General features: G+C 68.0%; 22 protein-coding genes. 14 read left to right on the forward strand and 8 right to left on the reverse strand.

Annotated elements, in window-relative coordinates:
- Positions 1 to 35: 35 nt before the first annotated feature.
- Positions 36 to 911 (reverse strand): LysR family transcriptional regulator, encoded by an 876-nt coding sequence (locus H5411_RS20045; protein WP_101441021.1) that lies wholly within the window; start codon positions 909 to 911, stop codon positions 36 to 38.
- 130 nt (positions 912 to 1,041) lie between these two features.
- Here H5411_RS20045 and H5411_RS20050 point away from each other — a divergent pair, with 130 nt between their 5' ends.
- From H5411_RS20050 to H5411_RS20075, 6 genes are read left to right on the forward strand one after another with little or no spacing between them, the layout of a single operon-like run.
- Complete coding sequence (locus tag H5411_RS20050) at positions 1,042 to 2,214, forward strand: CaiB/BaiF CoA transferase family protein (protein WP_183124629.1); 1,173 nt, start codon at positions 1,042 to 1,044, stop codon at positions 2,212 to 2,214.
- Between the two features lie 3 nt (positions 2,215 to 2,217).
- Positions 2,218 to 3,390, forward strand: coding sequence for an acyl-CoA dehydrogenase family protein (locus H5411_RS20055; RefSeq protein ID WP_183124630.1), 1,173 nt, complete (start codon positions 2,218 to 2,220; stop codon positions 3,388 to 3,390).
- A gap of 13 nt (positions 3,391 to 3,403) precedes the next feature.
- Positions 3,404 to 4,567, forward strand: a complete 1,164-nt coding sequence (locus H5411_RS20060) for an acyl-CoA dehydrogenase family protein (protein WP_183124631.1) — start codon at positions 3,404 to 3,406, stop codon at positions 4,565 to 4,567.
- 14 nt (positions 4,568 to 4,581) lie between these two features.
- Positions 4,582 to 5,439: a 3-hydroxyacyl-CoA dehydrogenase NAD-binding domain-containing protein gene (locus tag H5411_RS20065; RefSeq protein ID WP_183124632.1), complete on the forward strand. Its 858-nt coding sequence runs from the start codon at positions 4,582 to 4,584 to the stop codon at positions 5,437 to 5,439.
- A complete protein-coding gene (locus H5411_RS20070; RefSeq protein ID WP_183124633.1) occupies positions 5,436 to 6,917 on the forward strand; it encodes a CoA transferase in 1,482 nt (493 codons plus the stop codon). The genes H5411_RS20065 and H5411_RS20070 overlap by 4 nt, the downstream gene beginning before the upstream one ends.
- A gap of 2 nt (positions 6,918 to 6,919) precedes the next feature.
- Positions 6,920 to 7,798: an SMP-30/gluconolactonase/LRE family protein gene (locus H5411_RS20075; protein WP_183124634.1), complete on the forward strand. Its 879-nt coding sequence runs from the start codon at positions 6,920 to 6,922 to the stop codon at positions 7,796 to 7,798.
- A 137-nt stretch (positions 7,799 to 7,935) separates the two neighbouring features.
- Here H5411_RS20075 and H5411_RS20080 read toward each other — a convergent pair whose 3' ends face one another.
- Entirely contained in the window at positions 7,936 to 8,535 is a 600-nt protein-coding gene (locus tag H5411_RS20080; protein ID WP_183124635.1) for a TetR/AcrR family transcriptional regulator, read from the reverse strand.
- A 120-nt stretch (positions 8,536 to 8,655) separates the two neighbouring features.
- Here H5411_RS20080 and H5411_RS20085 point away from each other — a divergent pair, with 120 nt between their 5' ends.
- Positions 8,656 to 9,648, forward strand: a complete 993-nt coding sequence (locus tag H5411_RS20085; protein WP_183124636.1) for a fumarylacetoacetate hydrolase family protein — start codon at positions 8,656 to 8,658, stop codon at positions 9,646 to 9,648.
- Positions 9,649 to 9,657: 9 nt separating this feature from the next.
- Positions 9,658 to 10,608, forward strand: a complete 951-nt coding sequence (locus H5411_RS20090) for an MBL fold metallo-hydrolase (protein WP_183124637.1) — start codon at positions 9,658 to 9,660, stop codon at positions 10,606 to 10,608.
- A gap of 4 nt (positions 10,609 to 10,612) precedes the next feature.
- Here the strand turns inward: H5411_RS20090 and H5411_RS20095 are convergent, their stop codons facing one another.
- The gene (locus H5411_RS20095; protein WP_183124672.1) at positions 10,613 to 10,996 is read right to left on the reverse strand and encodes a hypothetical protein; all 384 of its coding nucleotides are present in this window, start codon (positions 10,994 to 10,996) and stop codon (positions 10,613 to 10,615) included.
- 93 nt (positions 10,997 to 11,089) lie between these two features.
- The gene (locus tag H5411_RS20100; protein WP_183124638.1) at positions 11,090 to 12,277 is read right to left on the reverse strand and encodes a cytochrome P450; all 1,188 of its coding nucleotides are present in this window, start codon (positions 12,275 to 12,277) and stop codon (positions 11,090 to 11,092) included.
- A 206-nt stretch (positions 12,278 to 12,483) separates the two neighbouring features.
- Here H5411_RS20100 and H5411_RS20105 point away from each other — a divergent pair, with 206 nt between their 5' ends.
- Complete coding sequence (locus H5411_RS20105) at positions 12,484 to 12,834, forward strand: antibiotic biosynthesis monooxygenase family protein (RefSeq protein ID WP_183124639.1); 351 nt, start codon at positions 12,484 to 12,486, stop codon at positions 12,832 to 12,834.
- A gap of 4 nt (positions 12,835 to 12,838) precedes the next feature.
- Here the strand turns inward: H5411_RS20105 and H5411_RS20110 are convergent, their stop codons facing one another.
- Complete coding sequence (locus H5411_RS20110; protein ID WP_183124640.1) at positions 12,839 to 13,435, reverse strand: TetR/AcrR family transcriptional regulator; 597 nt, start codon at positions 13,433 to 13,435, stop codon at positions 12,839 to 12,841.
- 98 nt (positions 13,436 to 13,533) lie between these two features.
- Here H5411_RS20110 and H5411_RS20115 point away from each other — a divergent pair, with 98 nt between their 5' ends.
- Both H5411_RS20115 and H5411_RS20120 read left to right on the forward strand, forming a co-directional pair.
- On the forward strand, positions 13,534 to 14,553 hold the full coding sequence (locus H5411_RS20115; protein WP_183124641.1) for a hypothetical protein: 1,020 nt from the start codon (positions 13,534 to 13,536) through the stop codon (positions 14,551 to 14,553).
- Positions 14,554 to 14,585: 32 nt separating this feature from the next.
- Complete coding sequence (locus tag H5411_RS20120; RefSeq protein ID WP_183124642.1) at positions 14,586 to 15,899, forward strand: MFS transporter; 1,314 nt, start codon at positions 14,586 to 14,588, stop codon at positions 15,897 to 15,899.
- On the opposite strand, the gene H5411_RS20125 is transcribed toward H5411_RS20120, so the two are convergent.
- Together H5411_RS20125 and H5411_RS20130 are read right to left on the reverse strand one after the other, a co-directional pair.
- Positions 15,900 to 16,568, reverse strand: a complete 669-nt coding sequence (locus tag H5411_RS20125) for a TetR/AcrR family transcriptional regulator (RefSeq protein ID WP_183124643.1) — start codon at positions 16,566 to 16,568, stop codon at positions 15,900 to 15,902. It lies immediately after the preceding gene.
- Positions 16,569 to 16,623: 55 nt separating this feature from the next.
- A complete protein-coding gene (locus H5411_RS20130) occupies positions 16,624 to 17,256 on the reverse strand; it encodes a TetR/AcrR family transcriptional regulator (RefSeq protein ID WP_183124644.1) in 633 nt (210 codons plus the stop codon).
- 64 nt (positions 17,257 to 17,320) lie between these two features.
- Between H5411_RS20130 and H5411_RS20135 the strand changes: the two genes are divergently transcribed.
- Entirely contained in the window at positions 17,321 to 18,379 is a 1,059-nt protein-coding gene (locus H5411_RS20135; protein ID WP_183124645.1) for a methyltransferase, read from the forward strand.
- Here the strand turns inward: H5411_RS20135 and H5411_RS20140 are convergent.
- Positions 18,376 to 18,936: a TIGR03086 family metal-binding protein gene (locus H5411_RS20140; RefSeq protein WP_220817177.1), complete on the reverse strand. Its 561-nt coding sequence runs from the start codon at positions 18,934 to 18,936 to the stop codon at positions 18,376 to 18,378. The genes H5411_RS20135 and H5411_RS20140 overlap by 4 nt on opposite strands.
- Positions 18,937 to 19,002: 66 nt before the next feature.
- On the opposite strand from H5411_RS20140, the gene H5411_RS20145 reads away from it, so the two are divergent.
- Positions 19,003 to 19,971 (forward strand): RNA polymerase subunit sigma-70, encoded by a 969-nt coding sequence (locus tag H5411_RS20145; RefSeq protein ID WP_220817178.1) that lies wholly within the window; start codon positions 19,003 to 19,005, stop codon positions 19,969 to 19,971.
- The gene (locus tag H5411_RS20150; RefSeq protein ID WP_183124647.1) at positions 19,965 to 21,119 is read left to right on the forward strand and encodes an AAA family ATPase; all 1,155 of its coding nucleotides are present in this window, start codon (positions 19,965 to 19,967) and stop codon (positions 21,117 to 21,119) included. The genes H5411_RS20145 and H5411_RS20150 overlap by 7 nt, the downstream gene beginning before the upstream one ends.
- Positions 21,120 to 21,123: the final 4 nt, after the last annotated feature.

The raw sequence follows: 21,123 nt of genomic DNA on the forward strand, positions 1-21,123 counted from the left end.
GAGGAGTGAACCCGCGGGTCGGGCGTCGGTCGAAGTCAGCCGGGGACGCGGGCGTGCCGCAGCACCTCGACCACCGGGTCCAGCCGGGTGTCGGCGGTGCGCCGGATCAGGAACGTGGTCAGCGTGGCGACGAGATCGTCGATCGGGAGGACCGCGCATTCGTTCGGGTCCAGCGCCAGCGCGGTCGCGGATTCGACCGGCGCGAGGGTGAAGCTTTTGGTGCTGCGCAAGAAGATCAGCAGTCCGCTGACGTCGGAGAACTGCGCCTCTGGATCGACCAGCACGCCCTTGGCGGCGAGCTGCTCGGCCCGCCGCGAACCGAGGTCCCAGTGTCGCGGACCCTGCAGATACTGGAATCCGCGCAGGTCAGCCAGGGTCAGCGAGGTGCGTCCGGGGAAGCGCGACGCGTCGACCACGGCGCCGAGCGGCTCGCGGTAAAGCACGATCGTGGACAGCCGGTCATCGGAAGTGCCCAGATGTGACACCGCGAGGTCGATCGAGTTGCTCCGCAGCGCTGATTCCATCTCGAGCGACGGCATCTGCCGCAGCGTGAACCGGTAGGAGCCGTCCAGGGCCCGGATCGATTCGCTGAGCTGGCGGCGGTGCGCGGGGTTGAGCACGTCGGGGATGGCAAGGCGGATGTCGGTGCGCTGGTCGCGGTTGCGCATTTTCGCCGGAATGGCGTCGAAGCCCGAGACGACCGCTTCGGCGAGCGGCAGCAGTGCTTCGCCCGCCTCGGACAGCCGGGTGTGGTGGGTGGAGCGGTCGAACAGCGGTTCGCCCAGCTCGCGTTCGAGGTCGCGAATCCGCTGGCTGAGCGGCGGCACCGACATGTTCAGCGACCGCGCGGCGCGGGTGAAGTTCAGCTCGCGCGCGACCGCGAGGAAGTACCGCAGGTGGTGGATCTCCACGCAGTGCAGCGTACCCACGGTGTTATCAGCGTGGTCATACCGATCTGATGCACTCGGTCATTCCCTTCCGGTGAGCAAGCGCTTAGCGTCAAGAGCGAAGCCAAAGATCGTCAACGGGAGGACCGCGAAGATGCCCGACGAAGCCACCGGACCGCTTTCCGGGGTGAAGGTGCTCGACCTGTCGTCCGCGGTGATGGGCCCGTACGCCACGCAGATCCTCGGCGACTTCGGTGCCGACGTGATCCGGGTCGAACCGCTGCGCGACGTCGCCCGGCACTCGCCGGCCAACACCGGCCGCACGCCGGGGATGGCCCCGCTGTACATGCAGGTCAACCAGAACAAACGCAGTATCGAACTCGACCTCAAGGACCCCGCCGGCCGCGAAGACCTCTTCGCCCTGCTCGCCGACGCCGACGTCCTCGTCACCAACATGCGCGCCGCCGCCCTCGACCGGCTCGGCCTCGGCTACGAGCAGCTGCGCGAATGCTTCCCGCGCCTCGTCTACGCCCACGCGCAGGGCTTCGCGCCCCACTCGTCGCGCGCCAACCGCCCCGCCTACGACGAGGTCATCCAGGCCACGTCCGGCCTGGTCAGCCTGCAGGACCGGGCGGGCGGCACGCTGCAGTTCGTCCCGACCTTCATCGCCGACAAGACCGCCGCGCTGTACCTGCTGGGCGGCGTTCTCGCCGCGCTGTTCGACCAGCAGCGCACCGGCAAGGGCCAGCAGGTCGAACTGGCGATGGCCGACGCGATGATCGCGGTCAACCTCGTCGAGCACCTGGCGGGCGACGTCTTCGTCCCGGCCGCCGGCGACGTCGGCAACCCGCTTTCGCTCAGCGACACGCACGCCGCCATGCGCACGGCCGACGGCGGCGCGATCGCCGCGGTGCCCTACACCAACGACGCCGTGCGGACGCTGCTGATCGGCGCCGGCCTCGAAGACGCCGCGGCCGATCCGGCCTGGGACTCCCCGGTGATCGACCGGGAGATTTTCACCGCGGGGGTGGAGAAGGTACTGGCCAACTCCACGAACCGCACCACCGCGGAGTGGGAGGAGTACCTGACCGCCCATGACGTTCCGTACGCGGTCGTCGTCGACATCGCCGACCTGCCGACCGACCCGTACGTTCAGGAAGTCGGGCTGATCACCGAGCGGGAACACCCGACCGAGGGCACGATCCGCGTAGTGGAGAGCCCGCTGCATTTCTCGCGGACCCCGGCCGGGTTCCGCAGGCACGCCGAACGCGCCGGAGCGAGCACCGCCGAAGTCGTCGGAGCCGTACGCACCACTGAAGGGGTTTGATCGATGGATCTCGAACTGTCTCAAGAGGACCTCGCGTTCCGGGACGAATTGCGGGAGGTGTTCCTGGGCGCGATTCCGGAGGAAATTCGCAAGCGCAGCGCGCTCGGCCAGATCACGCGCGACGACATCGTCACGAGCCAGCGGATCCTGAACGAGCACGGCCTCGCCGTGCCGCACTGGCCGGTCGAATGGGGCGGCCGCGATTGGACGCCGACCCAGTCCCACATCTACGCCTCCGAACTGCAGCGCAACGCGGTGCCGCAGCCGCTCGCCTTCAACGCGAGCATGGTCGGCCCGATCATCGCCGAGTTCGGCAGCGAGGAACAGAAGAAGAAGTTCCTCCCGGCCACCGCGAATCTCGACATCTGGTGGTCGCAGGGCTTCTCCGAGCCGGAGGCCGGTTCGGACCTGGCCGGGCTGCGCACCACCGCGAAACGCGACGGCGACCACTACGTCCTCAATGGACAGAAGACCTGGACCACGCTCGGCCAGTACGGCGACTGGATGTTCGTGCTCGCGCGGACCAACCCGGACGCGCCGCGCAAGCAGCAGGGCCTGTCCTTCCTGCTGCTCGACCTGAACACGCCGGGGATCGAGCGCCGTCCGATCAAGCTGGTCGACGGGTCCGCCGAGGTCAACGAGTTCTTCTTCGACAACGTGCTCATCCCGGCGGAGAACCTCGTCGGCGAGGAGAACAAGGGCTGGACGTACGCGAAGTTCCTGCTCGGCAACGAGCGCAACGGCATCGCCCAGGTCGGCACCGGTCAGCGGATTTTCGCCGACCTCGCCGCCGCGGCCGCGGATCTGCCCACTGAGGACGGTCCGCTCGCGGACGACCACGAGTTCCGCGCGGCCATGCACACCGCGAAGACCACGCTGCTCGCGCTGGAGGCGACCCAGATGCGGGTCACCGCCGCTTCGGAAAACGGCCAGCCGAGCCCGGTGTCGTCGCTGCTCAAGATGGAGGGCACGCAGGCCTTGCAGGCGCTCACGAAGCTGCGCATGCGCGCGGCCGGTTCCGACGGCATGCTGCTGGACACCGAGTCGCCGGTCCAGGCCGACGAGGCCGCGGTGGTGGCCGCGGCGCAGTACCTGAACCAGCGGAAGCTGTCGATTTTCGGCGGCTCCAACGAAATCCAGCGCGGCGTCATCGCGAAGACGATCCTCGGTCTGTAAGGGACGGCGACTCATGAACCTCGAATTCAACGAAGACCAGAAGCTGCTGTTCGAGACCGTCGACACGGCGGTCGGCCGCGGCTACCCGGCGGGCGGCCGCGCGGCCGCGACGAGCAGCGAACTCGGCTGGAACGACCAGGTCTGGAGCACCCTCGGCGAGCTGGGTCTCGCCGGTCTCCCGATCTCCGCGGACCACGACGGCGCGGGCGCGGGCCCGGTCGAGGTCTACGCGACGCTGGAGGCGATGGGCAAGCACGCGGCGGCCGAACCGCTGCTCGACGGCGTGTTCCTGCCGTCGTGGATCATCGCCGAGCTGGGCACCGACGACCAGGTCAAGGAGCTGCTGCCGGTGCTGGCCGGCGGCGGCACCACCATCGCGGTCGCGCACTCCGAGCCGGGGCGTCCGTGGGGCGTCGCGCCGACGGTGTCGGCAGCCGGTTCCGCGCTTACCGGCGTGAAGTCGCCGGTGCGCAACGCCGACCAGGCCGACAAGTTCCTGGTCACCGCCGTGGACGAGAACGGCCGCACCGGGGTGTACCTGGTCGAGGCGACCGCTGAAGGCATCACTCGCGTCGACGGCCGGGCCGCCGACTGGGGCCACACGTCACAGGTCGAATTCGCTGGTACGCCGGCGGTTCTGCTCGGCACCGCGGACTCTGACGTCGCTGCCGGGTTGCGTCGCGCGTTCTCGCGGGCCCGCGTCGCGGTCACCGGCGAGGCCATCGGCCTGATGGAAACCGGGCTCGCGATGACCGTCGAATACCTCAAGACGCGCAAGCAGTTCGGTGTTCCGCTGGCGGCGTTCCAGGCGCTCGTGCACCGTGCTGCCGACCTGTACGCGAAGGTCGAGCTGGCTCGTTCGCTGGCGCTGTGGGCCACCGCGACGGTCGAGGCGTACGACAACGGTGCGTCCACTGTGGACCTTGATGGCGCGGCTGACGACGCGTTCGTGTTCGTGTGCGACGCGGCGACCGCGACCGCCGAGGAGATCGTCCAGCTGCACGGCGGCATCGGAATGACTTACGAATCAGAGGTCGCGCACCACGCGGCGCGCCTCATCGCCATTACGGAGAGTTACGGCGGAGTGAGCGCGGCCCGTCGCCGCGCGCTAGCGTCGGACGCGTTGCTGACGCCGCCGAGCGCGCTGCTCAACAACGCGGACGCGGTCACCGCCTGAGAAAGGAGCGCGTCATGCCGGTCGTCGCGATCGTCGGCGCTGGGGTCATCGGAGTGTCGTGGGCTCGGCTGTTCGCCGAGGCGGGCTGGACGGTGCGGGTCACCGATCCGCGTCCGGACCTGCGGGACATCGTCTCCCGGGAACTCGCCGGGCTACCCGTCACGGCAGTCGCGGACCTCGCGGAAGCCGCTGCCGGGGCCGACTTCGTCCAGGAGTCGGGTCCGGAGCGGATCGAGCTGAAGCGGGAAATGTTCGCGACGCTCGCCGCCGCCACGCGCGACGACGCAGTGCTGGCTTCCTCCTCGTCGTCGCTGTTGCCCTCGGTGATCGCCGAGGGCAACGCGGCGGCCTCGCGGATCGTGGTCGGGCACCCGTTCAACCCGCCCGAGCTGATGCCGCTGGTCGAGGTGGTGCCCGGGGTATCGACCTCCGAGGAGACCGTGAAGAAGGCCGTCGAGGTCTACCGCGGGCTGGGGAAGAAGCCGATCACGCTGAAGAAGGAAGTGCCCGGCTTCGTCGGGAACCGGCTGCAGAAGGTCTTCAACGACCAGGCGATGTACCTCGTGCAGCAGGGTGTCGTGTCCGCGGCGGACCTGGACGAGCTGGTCAAGGCGTCGCTCGGGCCGCGGTGGGCGACCATCGGGCCGTTCGAGAGCATGCACCTCGGCGGCGGGCCGGACGGGATCCGGCACCTGGTGAGCCACGTCGGTTCGCAGATGAAGTTCGAGATCGGCCGTCCGGACCGGGAACACCTCGATGCGGTGATCGACGAGGTCGAGCAGACCTACGGCGCCGCGGACACTTACGCCGCGCGGGTCGAGGCGCGCGACAGCCGCACCCGCGCACTGCTGGACGCGCTGGAGAAGGAATGAGCCTCACCGAACACCTCGAGGCCGCGCTCGCCAAGCCAGCCACCACCGACGGCTACGATCTGCACCAGCCCCTGGCCGATTTGCTCGGCTCGGTCGGGCTGCAAGAGTCCGACGCCGGCGGCCGGATCGAGTTCACCGGAGCCGACCCGGTGCTGCCGGGCGCGTTGCGGCTAGCCGGGGCGACGTCAATCGCGCTGGCGGCGAAATCCGTTGCGGTGGCGAAGATCTGGCAGCTGCGCGGTGGACGCGGACAGGACATCTCGATGGACCTGCGGACCGCGCCGCACCGGCTGTGCCCGTTCTACGACCGGAAATGGGAACTGCTCGACGGCTACCCGCAAGGCGACCCGGCACGCGTCGATCCCGCGTTCGGCACGGATCGCTTCTACTCCACCGCGGACGGCCGCTGGGTGCACCCGATCAGCCCGTATCCGAAGCTGCGCAACGACGCGGCCGCGCTGCTGGGCGTTCCCGAGCGGGATGCCTTGGTGCGGCAAGCGATCTCGCAGTGGAATTCGTTCGAGCTGGAGGACGCCGCCGAGGCCGCGGGCGTCATCATGCCGGTGGTGCGGACGACCGAAGAGCTGATGGCCACCGAGCAGTACCAGTCGGTGCTGTCGACGATGCCGCCGGTGATCGTCGAGCGGATCGGTGACAGCCCGCCGGAACCGTTGCCTCCCAACCCTTCCACGCCACTCGAAGGGGTCCGTGCCCTCGGCCGGGCGCACATCATCGCGGGCGCTGGCTGCGGCCGCGCCTTGGCGCTGCACGGCGCGGACGTGCTGAACGTGTGGGATCCGGGCGAATACGAACTGCCGGTGCTGTACGCGACGTCCAATGTGGGCGTCCGCTCCACACGGCTCGACTTCCGTCGTCCTGAGGACCAGGAGCGGATGCACGGGTTGCTGACCGGCGCGGACATCTTCTACGCCAACCGCCGCCCCGGATACCTCGCGCGGCACGGTCTTGACGCGGAAACCGCCGCCGAGATCCGTCCCGGCATCATCCACGCCGAGGTGACGCTCAACGGCGCCACTGGCCCGTGGTCCGGCCGCGTCGGCTTCGACCAGACGGCTGGCTGCCTGTCCGGCGTCATGCTGCTCGAAGGCGAGGGCGGGGTCCCGTCGCTGCCCGCGGTGCCGGTGGTGAACGACTACATCACCTCCTGGTTCCTGCAACTGGGAATCCTGCGCGCCCTCATGCTCCGCGCCGAATGGGGCGGTTCCTATCGGGTGCAGGTTTCGCTCACGCGCGTTGCCTTGTGGTTGCTGAGCCTGGGAATCTTCGACAAGGGCTACGCCGCGGAGGTCGCGGGTGTTGCTCCCGGGCACGAATACTTCGATCCCGAGACGTTCACCGCGGACACTCCGCTTGGCCGCTACCGCGGGGTCACCGAGCAAATCCGGATGTCGGAAACTTCGGGCTATTACACGAATCCGTTGATCCCCAGGGGATCACACCGTCCAGAGTGGAGGTGACAGTGTTCAGCGAGCTGGTGGTGCTGGGCATTCGCACCGGGACGATTTACCGGGTCGGGCTTCCCGACGGGCAGGTTACCCCGCTGTACAAAGAGGCTGGCGTTTCGCCGGATGGCGTCGTCGTCGACGGTGACACTGTTTATTGGACCACCATGGGCATGCCCTCGCGCGACCCCTCGGTGCCGGGCGAGGCTGGCCTCGACTACTCGGCACGCAACGGCGGCCTGCACGCGGTTTCGTTTGACGGCACCGGTGCGCGCGATGTGGTCCCGAATGGAACGTTGACGACTGGGAAGCAGTTGGCCTTCAACGGTTCTCTGTATTGGGGGGACCGGGAGGGCTGCCGGATCACGCGGGTGCGTGCGGATGGCACTGAGCTCACGGACCTGATCGTGAACGAGCCGGACGACAGCGGGATGCGGGAATGCGTTGGTGTCACGGTGGACGCTACGCATCTGTACTGGACACAGAAGGGTCCGGCCAAGGGCGGCCTCGGCCGGATTTTCCGTGCTGGCTTGGAGATTCCGGCTGGCGAGACAGCTCGCGATCGGTCTGACGTCGAGACCCTGTGGGATCACCTGCCGGAGCCGATCGACCTGGAAATCCACGGTGGGTATCTGTATTGGACTGATCGAGGTGCCGCTCCGAAGGGCAACACGCTGAACCGTGCGCCGATCCCGGGTCCGGGGGAGAAGGGTGCCGAGCCGGAGATCCTGGCGAGCGGGTTCGCCGAGGCGATCGGCCTGGCGGTGGACGACGAGGTCGCTTACGTGTCCGACCTCGGCGGCCGGATCACCGCGGTGCCGTTGGTCGGTGGCGAGTCGCGGGTGGTGGTGGACATGGGCGAGCTGCTGTCCGGGATCGCGGGGATTCAGCGTTAGTCTCTGGGCTGGTGGACGAACACCGACAGTCGTGGGGGGGTGGCCGAGGTTCTGATCGTCCACAGTGGAACGTGGCTCTGCCAAGTCTATACTGGGAAGACGGCTCGATGTTGCTGCCCCCCGAGAACTGACGGTTTTCAGTCCGCCGCGATCCCGCGCAAAATCATCTCCACCATCTTCAGCAAATGCTCCTGCAGATCGAACGGCGCGGCCTCGCTCTCGATCCACGAGCTGAGCGTCCCGAAGTAGCCCGTAGCAAGCAATAACCCGGCCTGCGCCGGATCAACGTCCGCGCGGATCTCGCCGGCCTCCTGTGCCCGGGCGACGAATGTGGCGAACTCGCGCGCCAGTTCCGGATTGCCGAAGACGTTGGTGGAGTGGATCGCCGCGCCCATGCAGGCGATGGTTTCCGCTCGGGAGTCGAGGCTGTTGCGCGCCAATTCGGTCAGGTACCGGTTCAGCACCTCGCGCAGCGGCCGGTCCTCCAGATGTTCGGCGCGCACCGCGGTCATCGCGCGTTCCCGCCGGCGCAGGCTCCACTCGTCCAGGAAGGCCGTCTTGCGCTGGAAGTGGTTGAAGACGGTGGCGCGCGCGGTGTCGGCTCGTTCGGCGATGTCCTCCATCGTGGTGTTCTCGTAGCCGCGTTCCACGAACAGCTCCACGGCCGCCTGGAACAGCCGGTCCCGGCGTTCGTGTCGCTGCCTGGTCCGCCGATCGCTCGTCGCTTCTGCCGTCATGCCTCGCAGTCAACCATCATTTCTTCCCGGTGCCCGCTGAACGGCGCCCTTGACGCTGCCGCCGCCGCGGCTTAGCTTGGACTCAAGTCCAAAATTATACTCCAGTTCAAGGAGGCGGCGATGCGGCTGGTCACCTATGAATCCGCGGGCACGGCCCGGCTCGGGGTGCTGCACGGCGATGCCGTCGTGGATCCGGCGCGGGTCCTGAGGGCTTCGCGGCAAGGGGAAACCGAGGTACCGGCCGAGATGGTCGCCTTCTTCGAGGGCGGTGCCGAGGCGCGCGGCAGGGCTGAACAGGCGCTTCTGCTCGCAGACACCGCGGCCGAAAGAGGCGACTCCCTCATCGACGACGGTCATCCGGCAGTGCTTCCGCGAGACGAGGTCCGGCTGCTCGCCCCGGTGCCGAGGCCGCGGCGGATCCGCGACTATCTGACCTACACCCAGCACGCCAAAGGCTCCGGCCTCGCCGTTCCGCCCGCCTTCGCGGCGATGCCGATCTGCTACCAGTGCAACGTCGAGACGGTCATCGGCCCGGACGAGCCCCTGCTGTGGCCGTCCTACACCGCGCAGCTCGACTTCGAACTCGAACTCGGCTTCTTCACCTCCGGCGGCGGCAAAAACCTGACCCCGGCCGAGGCCGCCGGGCGCATCGCCGGGGTCACGATTTTCAACGACGTCAGCGCGCGCGACATCCAGATGTTCGAAATGAGCATGACCATCGGTCCGTCCAAAGGAAAACACTTCTGCACCGCGATGGGTCCGTGCGTGCTCACCATGGACGAGGTCGACGAATGGGCGGTCCAGATGACGGCGTCAGTCAACGGCGACGTCTGGGCGTCCGGATCCACAAAGGACCGGCAGTTCTCCTTCGCCGAGGTGCTCGCCTGGGCTTCGCTGGACGAAGACGTGTACCCAGGCGAGTTTTTCGGGCTCGGCACGGTCGGCGGCGGATGCGGGCTGGAGCTGGACCGCTGGCTCCAGCCGGGCGACGTGGTGGAACTCGCCGCGTCAGGCGTCGGGGTGCTGCGAAACCCGGTGGGGCAACGGCAGATCGCGCCGGACGGCGCGGGATTGGCTTCGTATCAAGGTGCACCCGAGGTGCACGTCTCTTAGGAGGTAGGTATGCCGCGCACGCCCAAAGACGTTCCCTACACCAAAGGGCACCACCGGCTCACCGAACACTGCTCGGCCTGGCTGGTCCCGGACGGCACGTGGGGCTGGAGCAACGCCGGACTGATCGCCGGCACCGGAGAATCCCTCCTGGTCGACACGCTCTTCGACGTGCCGATGACGCGGGAAATGCTCGGTGGCCTCCGAGACACCACAGTAGACAGTCCAATCAAGACAGTCGTGAACACCCACGCGAACGGAGACCACTGGTTCGGCAACGAACTGGTCGCCGACGCTTCCATCATCGCCTCCGAAGCCACCGCGGAAGAGATGCGCACCAACGGCCCCGACCTCATGCGCGGGCTGGTGCGTCAGGAAGGTCCGGTAGGCCGCTTCGCCCAGCACATCCTCCACCCGTTCGACTTCGACTCCATCACCGCGACGCCGGCGAACCGGACGTTCGCCGAACAGCTGAAGCTCGACATCGGTGGCGTAGCAGTGGAAATCCGCTGCCTCGGCCCCGCGCACACCGAAGGCGACAGCGTCGTGCTGGTCCCCGACGAAGGCGTGCTGTACGCAGGCGACCTGCTGTTCATCGGAGGCACCCCGATTACCTGGGCGGGCCCGGTGTCGAACTGGATCGCCGCCTGCGACGCGATGCTGGCGATGGACGCCGACTTCGTCGTTCCCGGCCACGGTCCGGTCACCGACGCTGACGGCATCCGCTCGGTTCTCGACTACCTGCAGTGGGTGCAAGCCGAGGCCGCCGACCGGCATCGCCGGGGAATGACGTCGGAGGAGGCGATGCGGGACATCTCGCTGGGCCGGTTCGCGGACCTCGACGAACGCGGCCGCCTCGCGCAGAACGTGCTTGCGGTGTACTACGAACTCGACCCGGAGATGGAGCGCGTGGACACCCGGGAGGTCTTCCGCCGCATCGCGGAACTGGAAGGGTTCGCGTGAGCCGCTAACCCGCCACAGTCAGGATCCCGAGCGCCAGCAACACGAGCACCTTCACGGTTTCCGCGGCGAGGTAAACGAAATGCGCCCGGGAACGCGGCAACTCCGTGCCTTCCGGAGCGGCGAGGACGCGGTCCGTCCGCCGGTTCAACGCCGGGCGGACCGCCCCCAGTTGCACGATCAGCACTGCTGCCGCCACCGCTGCCAGCACCGTCACCGCGGTGCTCGGCCGCCCGACCACGACGGTGACCACTACCCCGATCGCGAGCAGGATTTCGGCGATGTTCAAGGCCCGGAACACGATCCGGCCGATGCCGAGGCCGATCGGGATGGTGACGCCCGGCGCGCGAAACTTCAGCGGGGCTTCCAGGAACGAGATGGCGAACACCATCCCGAACCAGACGAACGTGAAGGCGCCAATCAGAGCGATCTCGTGCACAGCGCGGAAAACCTCGATTCCGGTATTCGATCCGCCGCTGCCAGGCTACTCCCGCTGCCAGGTCACCGGCAGCCGCACCGGACCGTAGATCGACGCGTCGTGCGGCAGCTCCACTTCAGCGAACGGAACCGCGAGCCGCAGGTCCGGGAACCGCGCGAACAGCCGGAACAACGCGATCCGCATCTCGACCCTCGCCAGCTGCTGCCCGAGGCACTGGTGCACGCCGTGGCCGAAACCGAGCTGCCCGCTCGCCTTGCGCGTGACGTCCAGCACGTCCGGGTCCGGGAATCTCTCCGGATCCCGGTTGGCGACCGGCAGCGACATGACGATCGGGTCGCCCGCCTTGATCGGCACGCCGCCGAGCTCGACGTCCTCGAGCGCGGTGCGGATCGGTCCGATGTGGATCACGCTGAGATAGCGCATGAGTTCCTCGACCGTGCCCGCGGTGAGCTCCGGGTCGGATTTGAACTTCGCCAGCTGCTCCGGGTTCTCCAGCAGCGCCAGCGTGCCGAGCGCGATCATGTTGCGCGTCGTCTCGAATCCGGCGACCAGCAGCATCATGCCGATGTTGGCGAGTTCCTCGTCGGTCAGCTCGCCGCCGCGGACCAGATCGGACAGCAGATCGTCGCCCGGGTTCGACCGCTTCTCCTTGATCTGCCCGGCGATGAACGCGACGACCCCCTGCGTGGCGTTGATCCGCTCGGCGATCGGAACGTCCTTGGAGAACATGGTGGTGGTGTAGCCGTCGAACTCGGCGCGGCGTTCGTAGGGAGCGCCGAGCAGTTCGCAGATCACCAGCGACGGCACCGGTCGCGCAAACGCTTCCACCAGGTCGACCGGACCGCCCGCCGCGGCCATCGCGTCGAGGTGGTCGTCGACGATCTCCGCGACCCGGTCCTCCAGCGTGTGCATCCGGTGCACGGTGAACGCCCCGGTCAGCAGCTTGCGGTAGCGGTGGTGATCCGGGTCGTCCATCCCGCTGAACACCCCCGGATCAGCCGGTTTCGGCGGCGGCAGCGGACCGAAGTCGAGCGGAATCTTCGTCAGTTCCGCTCGCGCGGACATCCGCTCGTCCGAGAGGACTGCCCGCACCTCCTGGTATCCGGTGACGAGCCAGCCCTGCGTGCCGTCCGGATACGTCATCGGCTCGACCGGAGCCGGTGTGCGCTGGGCCGGCACCGGATCGAACGGACACGCGCCCCTTTCGAGCGGGAGTCCTGCCTGACGGGTCATCGTCGCTCCTTCCCCTCTGAATGGTTCAGAAGGTACACAGAATTCACAAAGTTGTGAAGAGAATGTCAGAGCTGAACGTGAGGCGGGCGAGGATTCACCGGCTTGGCTTGTTTCTAGCGTTGCTAGACAACCGAGCGGTGATACTGCTAGCGTTGAATCACTATCTAGCAACGCTAGATTCAGTCGACCGCAAGGAGAAATCCGAAATGGCCAAGCTGCAGAGTCTTGATCCCCGCACGCCGATGTTCGCTCAGTTCAAGCAGAAAACCGGACCGATCGTCCTGGCGAATACCTTCGTCGTCCCGGAGGGGGAGACCGAAGCGTTCCTGGCCACCTTCCGGAGGCAGGCCGAGTACATGAAGGCCCAGCCCGGGTTCGCCTCAATGCGGATGCACCGGGGAACGGCGGGCAGTCAGCTGCTGATGAACGTCGCGGTCTGGGAGTCGACCGAGGCGCTCGCCACCGCGTTCGGCAGTCCGGAGTTCCAGCGGCTGGCGGCGGAGACTTCCGACGACATCGAGTCGTATCCGCACATCTTCGAGCAGATCGACGTCTGAGTCCTCAGGCCTCCGCGGCGTCGAGAGCGGGGGTCAGCGGTTCGAGCGTTCGCCGCAACAGGTCGGGCAGTGAGCCGGACACCACGACCAGGCCGTTGCCCGCCGGTTGCGTCCACCGCTCCAGTGCGACCCGCACCGCCGCCGCGACCGAGGCGGCCAGCACACGCGCGGTCTGCTGGTCGCCGACCCGGGTCGCGATCACTTCCTGAAGCGGGTCTTCCAGTGCGGCTGGGGCGTCGAGAAACGCTGTGCGCAGGCCGGGATTCGTGGTGATCAGCAGCAGTGCGTCGCGGCTCTGCTCGTCGGGATCGGTGTACTGCTCGGTGATCGCGTCGATGATCGCCTCGGCCAGGCGGGTGTCCGGCGAGCGTTCGGCGACAGCGACGGCGATCCGGTTTTCGCGGTCCGCGGTGACCGCGGCGACGATCGCTTCCTCGCGGCTGGAGAAGTAGTTGTTGTAGGTCCGCGGCGAGACGCCGGCCGCCTCGGCGATGTCGTCAACGCGCACGTTCGCCGGCCCGTGTTCGATCGCCAGCCGCAGGGCCGCTTCACGCAAGGCGACGCGGGTGGCCTGCTTCTTCCGTTCGCGCAATCCGGTCACGGATCCAGTCTTCCAGGGATCATGCGCCTACGCAAACTTGCGTACACGCAAGTTTGCTGCGTAAGGTGGGCGGCGTCCCCGAGCGAGAGGAAACCGCCATGCGCGGCAAGGGAATGACGTACGACACCGGGTTCGTCCGCAATGGACGGTCGTCGCGGGAGAGCTTCGAGCCGGAGGTGGTGAAGCGCGAACTGGCGATCATCCGCGACGACCTGCACTGCACCGCGGTGCATGTCGTCGGCGGCGATCCGGACCGGCTGGAGCAGGCCGCGCAGTGGGCGGCTGACCTGGGGCTGGAGGTCTGGTACTCGCCGTATCCGCTGGAGCAGACCCAGGACGAGATGCTCGCTCTTTTCGCCGACTGCGCGACTCGTGCGGAACGGCTGCGCGCGACCGGGGCGAACGTCGTGTTCGTGACCGGCGTCGAGCTGAGCGTGATGAACCATGGCTTCTTGCCCGGCAACGACACGGCGGAACGAGTCGGCCTGCTGTTCGCCGAGCCCGAGCGCCGGGCCGAGCGACTCGCCGAGGTCGCCACACGGATCGACACGTTCCTCGACGCCGCCGTCAAGACCGTGCGGGAACGGTTCCACGGCCCGGTCACCTACGCGTGCATCCAGTTCGAGCAGGTGGACTGGAGCCGGTTCGACTTCGTCACGGTGGAGCTGATCCGCTCCGCCGAGGTCGCCGACATCTTCCAGGAGGGCGTGCGAACCCTGGTGGCGCAAGGCAAACCGGTCGCGATCACCGGATTCGGCACGGCGACCTGGCGCGGGTCCGGCGACGTCGCGACGCGGAGCATGGAGATCGTCGAGTACGACAAGAAAACCGGCGACCCGCTCCGCCTCGACGGCGAGTACGAGCGGGACGAAGCCGGGCAGGCCGCGTATCTGCGCGAGCTGCTGGAGATCTTCGACGCGGAGGGAGTGGACAGCGCGTTCGTCTTCCTTTTCGCGCTCTACAGCCATCCGCACCGGTCCGGCCGCGACGATCTTGATCTCGCCAGCTTCGGCCTGGTGAAGACCCTGGAGGACCGCTCGGGCACGGCGTACCCGGGACTGAACTGGGAGCCGAAGGAGGCGTTCGCCGCGGTCGCCGAGCTTTACGCGAAGCCTTGACTCGGCGGGGTCCGGGCAGGTGAGATCCGGACATGTCGACGAAGACGAGCGCACTGGGCAACCGGGTCATGGCCAAGGCGGCGGTGCGGGTCATGCCGCTGTTGATGCTGCTGTACTTCGTCAACTACCTGGACCGGGTCAACATCGGGTTCGCCGGTCCGAACGGGATGAACAAAGAACTCGGCCTCACCGCGACCGCGTTCGGGCTCGCGTCGGGGATCTTCTTCATCGGCTACCTGATCCTCGAGGTGCCGAGCAATCTCGCGCTGCACCGGTTCGGCGCGCGCCGCTGGATCGCGCGGATCATGATCACCTGGGGCGCGGTGGCCGTCGCGATGGCGTTCGTGCCGAACGCCGCGACGCTGGTGGTGCTGCGGTTCGTGCTCGGCGTCGCCGAAGCGGGGTTCTTCCCCGGCATCATTCTGTATCTGACGTACTGGTTTCCGGCGGCGCAGCGGGCGAAGGCGGTCGCGCTGTTCATGTGCGCGGTGCCGGTGTCGAGCGCGATCGGCTCGACCGTCTCCAGCCTGCTGATCAGCGGCGGGCACGGCGTGTTCGGCCTGTCCGGCTGGCGGTTCATGTTCCTCGTGGAGGGCATTCCGGCGATCCTGCTCGCGGTCGTCACGTGGTTCTGCCTGAGCGACCGGCCGGAAACCGCGAAATGGCTGTCGGCCGAGGAGCGCGACTGGCTCACCAGCGAACTCGACGCCGAACGCCGCGCCACCGAAGCCGAACACCACTGGCCGCTGCGGAAAGCGCTCACGCACCCGCGGATCCTCGGGCTGGCGTTCGTGTACTTCGCGGTCGTCTACGGCCTGTACGCGCTGGGCTTCTTCCTGCCGACGATCATCGCCGGGTTCGGCGAGGAGTTCGGCACCAAACTCAGCGTGCTGCAGGCGGGTTTGGTGAACGCGATCCCGTACGTCGCGGGCGCGCTGGTGATGGTTCCGTGGGCGCGCCACGGCGACCGGACCGGGGAACGGAAGTGGCATGTCGCGCTGCCGATGCTCGTCGGCGGCGCGGCGATCCCGGTCGCGCTGTACCTCGGAAATCCTTACGCCACCATGACCGCGGTGACGATCTGCGCGGTGGGCGTGTGCGCGGCGCTGCCGACGTTCTGGGCGCTGCCGTCGAACTTCCTGTCCGGCGCGGCAGCGGCCGGCGGGATCGCGCTGATCAACGCGCTGGGCAACCTGAGCGGATTCGTCGCGCCGTATGTGACGGGCTGGCTGCGCGACCTGACCGGTACACAGCGGACCGGTTTGTGGGTGGTCGGCGCGTGCATGATCGCGGGAGCCGTGCTGGCGGTGGCGTTGGGGGCGAAGCCGCGCGCGTCTCGCCGGTGATCAGGCGGCGCGGCGGACCCGGTCCGTCAGCACTTGTACTTCGGTCTCGAACAACGCGTCGGTGTCGAGGCCCATCGCGGTGAAGCCGCCGCCGATTTCGAGGCTGACAAAGCCATGCAGTCGCGACCACAACGAGACCGCCAGCTGGTGGTTCTCGGTGTTCGCGCGCCGGGCGCCGAGCACTTCCTCGTTGTCGTACACAGTCGGCTTTTCCGTGGTTTCGGCGTGGTGCAGCACCCCCAGCACCACGCCCATCAGCGACCGGGCCGCTTCGGCGAGCGGTTGGGCATGGGCGTCGTAGCCGGGGAACGGTGCCTTGAACAGCAATTCGTACCGGTGCGGCTCTTTCCGCGCCCACGCCCGGTACGCGGCGGCCAGCAGCCGGATCCGCGCTTCCGCGCCGGGCGCGTCGGCGTCGAGCGCGTTCGCCATGGCCGCGCGGAGGTCGTGGTAGGCGTCGATGACCAGGACGTTCAGCAGTTCGTCGCGGCTGGAGAAGTAGCGGTACAACGCCGGCCCGGACACGCCGAGTTGCTTGGCGATGGCGTTGACGGAGATCGCCTGCGGGCCCCCGGCCGCGAGCTGGTCGAGTGCGACGAGTTTGACCTCCTCGCGCACTTGCTCGCGGAACCGTTCGCGCATCGGTTTGCGGGTGCCTGCTGAGGGCATCCCCACCTCCTTGACGACGCCCGACGGTAACACGGCCGATTGTTCGGAAGACCTTCTAACTGCTCGCCTGAGTCTCGAAGGCCTGCTCGACGTCGTCGCGTCCGACGGCGGGGCCAGGCACTTCGATCGGTCCCTCGGTCGCGAGGCCGTTGAGGAAATGCGCGATCTGCCGTCTCGCCAGATGGGTCCAGTCGAGGGCCGAGGCCTTCGGCTGGGTGAGCAGGATGCTGAACGCGATGAGATCAGTGGCGTTGACCGGACCGCGGATGCTGCCGTCTTCGCGGCCGTTCGCGAGGAAGAAATCGAGCCGTCGGTAGATCGACTTCCGCGCCGCTACCGCTTCCGGCGTGACGAGCGGGCGCGCGCCGTGCAGCGGGAGGACGAGCTGGTCGGCCAGCTCCACGGTGCCTTCGAGGTAGCGACGGACCTGGTCGAGGCCAGTGCTGTCGTCGTCGATCTGGTCGAGCAGGTTGTTGAGCAGGCCGTATGCGCGGTACTCCAGAGCCTGCAGCAACGCGTCGCGGTCGGCGTAGCTGCGATAGAGCGTGCCGATCCCGAGGCCAGCCTCGGCGGCGATAGTGGCCAGCGGGACGTGCCGACCTTCGCGGAGCACCGCCGAGGCAGCCGCGGCGAGCAGTCGTTCGCGGTTGGCCTCCGCGTCCTTGCGAACCTTGCGCGGGCGGGACATCGGTTCTCCTCGCGGTGCCTGGACACTGTCCGCCAGCCCAGGATAGTCCGCATAAGCGGACGGAATGTCCGCCGCCTTGCGCTGTCCATTAAGGACTGTGGAAAGCCGGTTGACCAGGCTGGCAACATTGAGCCACGTGAGTGATGACGCGAACCACCTCCTCCGTGCCGCCAGTCTGGCGACCCCCATGGCGTTGCGGGTCGCGGTAACGCTGGGCCTGCCCGACCGGCTGCGCGCGCCCGGCACTGTCGAGGACGTCGCCGCGGAACTGGACCTCTCGCCGATCGCGCTCGACGTCCTGCTCGGCCACCTGGTCACGCTCGGCGTGGTCGAACGCACCGACAAGGGCTACCTGACCACCGCCTATGGTGAGAATCTCCGCCAGGACAAGGAAAACGGCGTGGCCAACCTCCTGCACCTGGACCGTGCGGCAGGCCGCGCCGAACTCGCTTTCGTTGAGCTGGCGCACAGCATCCGGACCGGCGAGGCCGCCTACTGCCGCCGCTATGGCAAGGATTTCTGGACCGATTTGGCCGAACAGCCGCACTTACGGCAATCCTTCGACGAGCAGATGACGCACCGATTCCGCACCGAGATTCCCCAGGTGGTCGCCGGAATCGACTGGTCTTTGTTCAGCACGATAGTCGACGTAGGCGGCGGCCGAGGAGATTTGCTCGCCGCAATTCTCGAAGCGAATCCAAAACTGTGTGCCCGCCTGATCGACCTCGAGCCGACCGCCAGCGAGGCCCGTGCCGCCTTCGCCGCCCGCGGCCTCGCCGACCGAATCGAGGTGCACGGCGGCAGCTTCTTCGATCCGCTCCCAGCAAAAGCGGATGCCTATGTCCTGGTGGACATCCTGCACAACTGGGATGACGAGAACGCGCGCCGCATTCTGGAACGGTGTGCGGAAGCAGCAGGCCGGTCCGGACGGATTCTCGCCATCGAAGCGGTCAGCGGAATTCACGCGAGCACCGAAATGGACCTGGTCATGCTGGTCCATTTCGGCGGTCGCGAACGGCGCTTGGAAGAATTCCGCACCCTCGCCGATTCCGCGGGGCTAGTCTTGGAATCAGCAGTGCCCTTGACCGACCAGCGTGGCCTTCTGGAATTCCGCGTCGCTTAACTCGGCGACCGGCCGAGCAGTGCGACCAGCCGGTCCAACGGCGGCGCGTCCTCGGCGACCGGCACCGGCGGCGCGAACGGATTCCGCTCCGCCGGAAGATCAGCGAGTTTCGCCGTACTGAAGGCGATTTCCCGTTCCACGAGCGCGTCCTCGAACTTCGGCTCCTGACCAGTGGCGCGAGCGAGGTCCCAGCCGTGCACGAGTTCCTCGACGATCCGCAGATGCACCGCGGCGATCCCCGGAACCGTCCCGGCCGGGACCTCGAAAACCCGCTCCAGCGCCGTCGGCTGACGGAAGGCGGAGACCAGACCGCGCACCGCGTCCCGATAGGCAGCGACCGGGTCGTCGCCCAGCGCATCGAACGTACGAGGGTCGAGCGAGCCGCACTCCTCGCCGTGCAGGACGGCGGTGAACAGCCGATGCCCGAGGACCAGATGGTTCACCAGTTCGCGGACAGTCCACTCCGGGCACGGCGTCGGCGCGTCCCAGCGAGACACGCCAGCGACCAGCGCGCTGGTGGAATCGAGGACCGCGGCCAGATCGTCGACAGGGTTCATCGTTTCGCCTTTCTCAGGGGGCACCAGTACAGACACCGCCCGCCCCGGAAACGGAACGGTGGCAGGATGCGACAGGTGGGCCAGGACATCCTCGATCGGGCACGCGCCGGAGACGCGCACGCCTTCCGTGAGCTGGTCGAGCCCTATCGGCACGAGCTGCAGGCGCACTGTTACCGCCTCCTCGGCTCGCTCACCGACGCCGAGGACCTGCTGCAAGAGACGCTCCTCGCCGCCTGGCGCGGACTGGACGGTTACGCCGGTCGAGCCTCGGTCCGCTCCTGGCTGTACCGCATCGCCACCAACCGCTGCCTCAACGCCCGCCGCGACGCCGGCCGTCGCGTCCCGGCGGCACCGTCGCCGCCGTTCACCCCGACCGAGCCGACCCGCCGCACCGAAGTGACGTGGCTGCAGCCCGCACCGGACGACCCCGCCGCGCGGTACAGCGCCAAGGAAACCTTCGAGCTGGCGTTCGTCGCGGCCCTGCAGAGAATCCCGCCGCGCCAGGCCGCCGTCCTCGTGCTCCGGGACGTCCTCGACTACTCCACCGACGAGGTCGCGGACCTGCTCGACACCAGCTCCACCGCGGTCAAAGGCGCTCTGCAACGCGCCCGGGCCCAGCTGCGGCAGACCGTCGAACCCGCCCCGCCAGCACCTCGCGAACGCGAGATCGCGCAACGATTCGCCGACGCCTTCAGCGAGGGAGACGTCGAAGGCGTGGTCGCGCTCCTGACCGATGACGGCTGGCTCGCCATGCCGCCCGCGCCGCACGAATACGTCGGCCGGGAGTCCGTCACCGCATTCCTGACCAGGTTCGGCCAGTGGCGCGGCACCCGGAGGTTCTGCCTTCTTCCGACGCGCGCCAACACCCACCCGGCCTTCGCCTGCTATCTCACCGAACCCGGCGGAACCGCGGGGCGTCCCGCCGGAATCCTCGTCCTCGCCCCGTGGGGCGACCGAATCCGCACTGTCACCTGGTTCCTCGAACCCGAGTTATTCCCCCGCTTCAGCCTGCCCGCGGAGGTTTCGGCGTGCTGACCACCCTCGCGATCCAGAACTACCGCTCGCTGCGTGACCTGGTGCTGCCGTTGTCGCAGCTCACCGTGATCGTCGGCGCGAACGGCACCGGCAAGTCCAGCCTGTACCGCGCGCTGCGCCTGCTCGCCGACGCAGGCCGCAACGGCGCGGTCGCGGCCCTCGCCGGAGAAGGCGGCTTGCCGTCGACGCTGTGGGCAGGCCCGGAGACCATCAGCCGAGCGGTGCGGGAAGGCCGTGCCCCGGTGCAACCGTTGCGGCGAACCAAATCGGTGGGTTTGCGACTCGGCTACTCCGGTGACGAGTTCGGTTACGCACTCGACTTCGGCCTCCCGATCCCCAGCGAGACGGCCTTCAACCTGGACCCGGAATACAAACGCGAGTGCGTCTGGCACGGCCCAGTACTGCGCCCGTCCGCGTTGCTGGCCGACCGCTCCGGCACGAGAGTCCGCATCCGCGACGAGGCAGGCTCCTGGATCGAGAGCGGCCACTCGATCGCTCTCACCGACAGCATGCTGGGCGAATTCGCCGACCCGCGCTTGTGCCCGGAACTCCTGATCGTCCGCGACCGAGTCCGCGGCTGGCGGTTCTACGACCACTTCCGCACCGACGCCGACGCCCCGGCGAGACAAAGCCGCATCGGCACCCGAACCTGGGCCCTGGACCACGACGGCGGCGACCTGGCCGCGGCCTTGCGCACCATCCAGGAATCCACCGACGCCGACGCCCTGGCCACCGCGATCGACGACGCCTTCCCCGGCTCGTCCATCGAAGTGACCGCTGCCGACGGCAGGTTCGACCTCCGCTTTCACCAGCACGGTCTGCTGCGCCCCCTGAGCGCCGCCGAACTCTCCGACGGCACCCTGCGTTACCTGCTGTGGGCCGCGGCGTTGCTCAGCCCGCGCCCACCGGAGCTGCTGGTCTTGAACGAACCGGAAACCAGCCTGCACCCGGACCTGCTGCCAGCGCTGGCCGCGTTGATCACCGCCGCGGCGAAGAAGACGCAATTGCTGGTGGTGTCGCACTCCCAGCTGCTGGTGCGGTTTCTCGAGGACGCCTCGGTACTGGAACTGGAAAAGGACTTCGGCGCGACGGTGGTGGCTGGGCAGGGGAGGCTGGACCAGCCGTCGTGGCATTGGCCGAAACGGTGAAGTC

The organism is Amycolatopsis echigonensis, assembly GCF_014174495.1.
GTDB lineage: Bacteria > Actinomycetota > Actinomycetes > Mycobacteriales > Pseudonocardiaceae > Amycolatopsis > Amycolatopsis echigonensis.